General features: G+C 62.5%; 5 protein-coding genes and 1 pseudogene. 2 read left to right on the top strand and 4 right to left on the bottom strand.

Annotation, left to right across the window (positions count from 1 at the left end; translation table 11 throughout):
* Together EOA86_RS40600 and EOA86_RS24920 are read left to right on the top strand one after the other, a co-directional pair.
* Positions 1-199: pseudogene (locus tag EOA86_RS40600) on the top strand (glycosyltransferase family 2 protein); the annotation flags it as partial.
* Positions 200-467: 268 nt separating this feature from the next.
* Positions 468-1,025, top strand: coding sequence for a suppressor of fused domain protein (locus EOA86_RS24920; protein WP_206630124.1), 558 nt, complete (start codon positions 468-470; stop codon positions 1,023-1,025).
* Between the two features lie 46 nt (positions 1,026-1,071).
* On the opposite strand, the gene EOA86_RS24915 is transcribed toward EOA86_RS24920, so the two are convergent.
* The 4 genes from EOA86_RS24915 to EOA86_RS24900 form a co-directional block, all read right to left on the bottom strand.
* Positions 1,072-1,878 carry an ABC transporter permease gene (locus EOA86_RS24915; RefSeq protein ID WP_128344101.1) on the bottom strand — a complete coding sequence of 269 codons (807 nt, stop codon included), beginning with the start codon at positions 1,876-1,878 and terminating at the stop codon, positions 1,072-1,074.
* Entirely contained in the window at positions 1,878-2,711 is an 834-nt protein-coding gene (locus EOA86_RS24910; protein ID WP_128344099.1) for an ABC transporter permease, read from the bottom strand. The genes EOA86_RS24915 and EOA86_RS24910 overlap by 1 nt, the downstream gene beginning before the upstream one ends.
* 25 nt (positions 2,712-2,736) lie before the next feature.
* Positions 2,737-3,849 carry an ABC transporter substrate-binding protein gene (locus EOA86_RS24905; RefSeq protein WP_128344104.1) on the bottom strand — a complete coding sequence of 371 codons (1,113 nt, stop codon included), beginning with the start codon at positions 3,847-3,849 and terminating at the stop codon, positions 2,737-2,739.
* Positions 3,850-3,940: 91 nt separating this feature from the next.
* Positions 3,941-4,134: TOBE domain-containing protein (locus EOA86_RS24900; RefSeq protein WP_128344098.1), on the bottom strand; the 194-nt coding region annotated here is incomplete at its 5' end.

The raw sequence follows: 4,134 nt of genomic DNA, 5'->3' as shown, positions 1-4,134 counted from the left end.
CGGGGCGGCGGGCGCCGTCGCCAGCGTCGAAATGACCGCGTCCCTGCGGCGGCGCGCCGTCCTTGCCGCCTGGTTCCTGTCAGTCGGGGTGTTGCCACGGAAAATGGCGACGGCGGTGCTGTCGTGGAAGCTCGACGCATCGTCTAGACCGGCATTCCTTAGCCGTCTGTCCAAGACAATCCGCCACGCGATGGGATAGAGTGACGCGTTGATATGGCTCGGCCAGTTGTCCGACCGAGTGCCCGGGCGCCATCGTCGACTGCAATCGAATCTTGCCGGGCTCGCCAAACATGTTCCAGGACTATTTTCGTTCCATAAGTTCTGACAAGCTTCGCCAACCTGGACTCACCAGGCAAGTTCGGGGGCGTCCATGGACCTGGAGGAAGTTTGGCGGATCCGGGAAGAGAAAATCTATCCAACCCTCTTCGGCGGAGAGCAACGCGGCATCTTTTACGCTTTCGTCTGAGTTGTTTGCGCAAAGGTTCGGTGTCAAAGAGATCGATCCCACCTGGCCGTTTTACGGCGTATTTGAGTTCGCACCGACGCCACAAAGGCCGTTCTGGCTCTACGTCACTTCGGGTCACTCAAATTCGTGGCACGAGGAAAGCGACGGCTACGATCCTGCCTCTCAATCAGGGGCTGGCATCGAGTTCATTTTTGCATCCGCGGAGCGCGGCGATTGGGCAACCCAATGCCTGCAAAACCTGCTGGCTTTCGACCTACTGCTCGACGTGGGCCATTTCCCGGGCGGTCAGCCATTGACCGAGGGCGATCGCATTCCAATCCGCTCGCCGATCAACGGAAAGGAAAACTGCCTCATCAGAAATGTGATCCTTTCGCGCCCCGCCTCTTTGCCGACGGGCTTCCAATTGCCTTCAGGGCAGGTCGATCTCCTGACCTTTACAGGGATCACCGATAGTGAACTGGCCTTCGCAAAGGAGAATGGCACCGAGGCTCTCATCGACCGGCTGCAACCCCTTGGGTTCTTTCCGGTGACCGATCCTCACCGGAGGTCCATCACTTAGCGGCAACGTGGTGCGGCCATTCGCGTCTGCAGCCAGACCTTATATCCTAAGTCGGCCGGCGCAGCCTGACCACAACACTGCGCGCCGCCAGCACCAGCACCGTGATGATGATCAGGATCACCGAAAGGGCGGCGATCGCCGGGTCGATGTTGTCGCGCAGGCCCATCCACATCAGCCTGGGCAGCGTGATGGCGTTGACCGAGGTGATGAACAGGGTGACGCCGATCTCTTCCCAGGACAGCACGAAGGACAGGAGGGCTGCGGTGACGATGCCGAATTTGATGTTGGGCATGATGATGCGGGTGGCGCGCTCCCACACGGTGGCGCCGAGGCCGCGCGCGGCAAGATCGATGCGCCGGTCGAGCTGGCTGAGCGACACCAGGATCAGCACTGTGGCGAAGGGCACCGTCATCACCGCATGCGCCATGGCGACACCGAGCCAGGTGTCATAGCCGAAGAACGAGCTGACGCCGGAGATCGAGGTCAGCAGGAAGTAGAGCGTGATCGCCGAGACCACAGGCGGCACCACCATCGGCAGCAGCACGAACCCGACGAGTGCAGCGGTAAAGCGCGGCTGGAACATCCACACGCCGAGGCTGAAGCACAGCGCCAGCACGGTGGAAAAGGCGCTGCTGACGACGCCGATTCTGATCGAGAGCAGGATCGAGTTGATCCAGCGCGGATCCTCGATCAGCGCCCGGTAATGGCGCAGCGACAATTCGCCTGACGGCATTGCAAGCATGCGGGTCGGCGTCAGCGACACCGGGATGACGGCAAGCAGCGGCAACAGCAGAAATAGCGCAACCAGGGCGGCGAGGACCAGCGAGACGAGGCCGGGGCGGTAGGTCGGCATCAGATCAGCTGCTTCGGTCTGACATAGCGGAACACCAGCGCCATCAGCGCGCCGACGAACAGCACCAGTACGACGCTGATCGCCGCCCCCAGGCCCCAGTCCGGGCTCTGGAAGATGCGGAGATAGATTAGCTCGGCGACCATCACGCTGCGGCCGCCGCCGAGGATCGCCGGCGTCACGAAGAAGCCCAGCGAAAACACGAAGACGATTAGCGCCGAGCCGATGATGCCGGAGCGGGTCATGGGCACGAACACCGACCAGAAGGTGCGCATACGGCTGGAGCCGAGCCCGCGCGCCGCCAGCAGGACGCGGTCGTCAAGGCTGCGCATCGACGACGCCAGTGGAAACACGGCGAAGGGGATAAGGAAATGCGTCATGCCGACGATGACGCCGAATTCGTTGCGTACCAGCGTCAGCGGTTCTGAGATGAAGCCGATCGCCTGCAGCCAGGTATTGAACAGGCCGCGATTGGAAAGCAGCGCCACCCAGCCGAAAGCGCGCGTCAGCACCGAGATCCAGAACGGCACCAGGATGCAGAATTCGGCGATTACGCGCTGCGCCGGCGTGCCGCGCACCCAGACCACGGTGATGGCATAGGCAGCGGCAACCGAAACAATCGTGACGATCGCAGCGATGCGCAGCGTGCGGACAAACACCGACTGAACCAGCGGGTCGCTAAGCAGCGTGCCATACTGCCCGAGCCCCGGCTCTGGCAGCGTGAAGCTCCAATTGACGACGCCGAAAAATGGCCAGGCATAGGCGGCGCCAAGGAACAGGAGCAGCGGCGCCATCAACAGCGCCGCGCCCATCCTGTCGGGGAGATATGCTTTCATTTCGGCCCCGGTTATCCCGGTCCTATCAGGCGGAGATGATCTTCGTGTATTCGTCGAGTGCGGCCCCGTAGTTCTTGGCGTACCACTCCATGTCGAGCGCGATCTGCTTCTTCATGTTTTCCGGGTCGACCGGGTTGATGCGCTTCTTGTCGGCGGGGATCAGCGCGTCGGCGGCCGGGTTGGCCGGACCCTGGCCGAGCTTGTCGAACATAATGAGCTGCTTTTCCGGATCCTGGGCGCTGGCGATGAACTTCATCGCCGCGTCCTTGCCGCCGGGATTGCCCTTGAGCACCGCGAGCGCGCCGGGCGAGATCAGGCCCTGGTCCCAGATGAATTTGATCTTGCCGCCGGAATCCTGCTCGATCAGCGACGCCCGAGTCGACCAGACGATCGCCATCGAAGCCTCGCCATCGAGCAGCACGCTCTGGCTTTCGGCGCCGCCGCCCCAATAGGCCACGACGTTTTCCTTGAAGGCGGCGATCTTGTCATGCGCGCGCTTGAGATCGAGCGGGTAGAGCGAGGCAGGCGCGACGCCGTCGGCGAGCAGTGCCGCTTCCCAGCTCGACACGCCCCATTTGTAGAGCGAGCGCTTGCCGGGGAATTTCGTCACGTCGAAGAAATCGGCCATCCCGGTCGGTGCCTGGCTGCCGAATTTCTCGGAATCATAGGCGATGACATAGGAGAAGAAATAGGTCGAGGCGGCGTGCTCCCAGCCGAAGCCCTCGCGCATCTTCTTCTTGTCGACGATCGAATAGTCGATCGGCTCGAGCATGCCTTGGGCGCCGAGGGTGATGGCCGAGAACGGGTCGACGTCGACCAGGTCCCAGGTCGGGGCGCCGCTCTTGAACTGCGCCGCGATCGCGCCTTCTGTGGGGCCGGAGCCATCCATCTTGACGGTGATGCCGGTCTCCTTGGTGAAGGCCTGGCCATAGGCCGCATCATAGGCGGTGATGGCGTCGCCGCCCCAATTGACCAGCACCAGTTCCTTGGCTTGCGCGAACGCGCCGGTCGAGCGCAGCAGGATCGGCGTGCCGGCCAGCACGAGTGCGGCCAGCTGCGTGAACTGCCGGCGCGAGATCTCACCGCGCGCCGTCCTGGCGGACAGCGTCTCGATAGAGTGTTTCTTGGTTTCGCTCATCTTTGAATTGTTTGTCATGTCAGTTCCCCTTTTTTGTCGTTGATACTTCCCGAAAGTCAGCTTGGCGAATTCAGCTTCGCCACGCCAATCGTCATTGTCCTCCGTCCGGAAGGAGGAAACCTTTTTCCGCCGGCCATGTCAGCCACACGGAATTGCCCTTGCTGAGTGCCGACGCTGCGACCTCGTTCGGCACCGAGACCGTCACCTTGGCGCCCTGGCGCGTCGTGAGATCGAGCCGCGTCGCGGCACCGAGATAGGTCGAAGCGACCGCAGTCGCGGCGATGC

It is taken from the genome of Mesorhizobium sp. M5C.F.Ca.IN.020.32.2.1, assembly GCF_004023105.1.
GTDB lineage: Bacteria > Pseudomonadota > Alphaproteobacteria > Rhizobiales > Rhizobiaceae > Mesorhizobium > Mesorhizobium wenxiniae.
The sequence above is the reverse complement of the archived record's forward strand: the minus strand, read 5'-3'. Positions and strand labels throughout refer to the sequence as shown.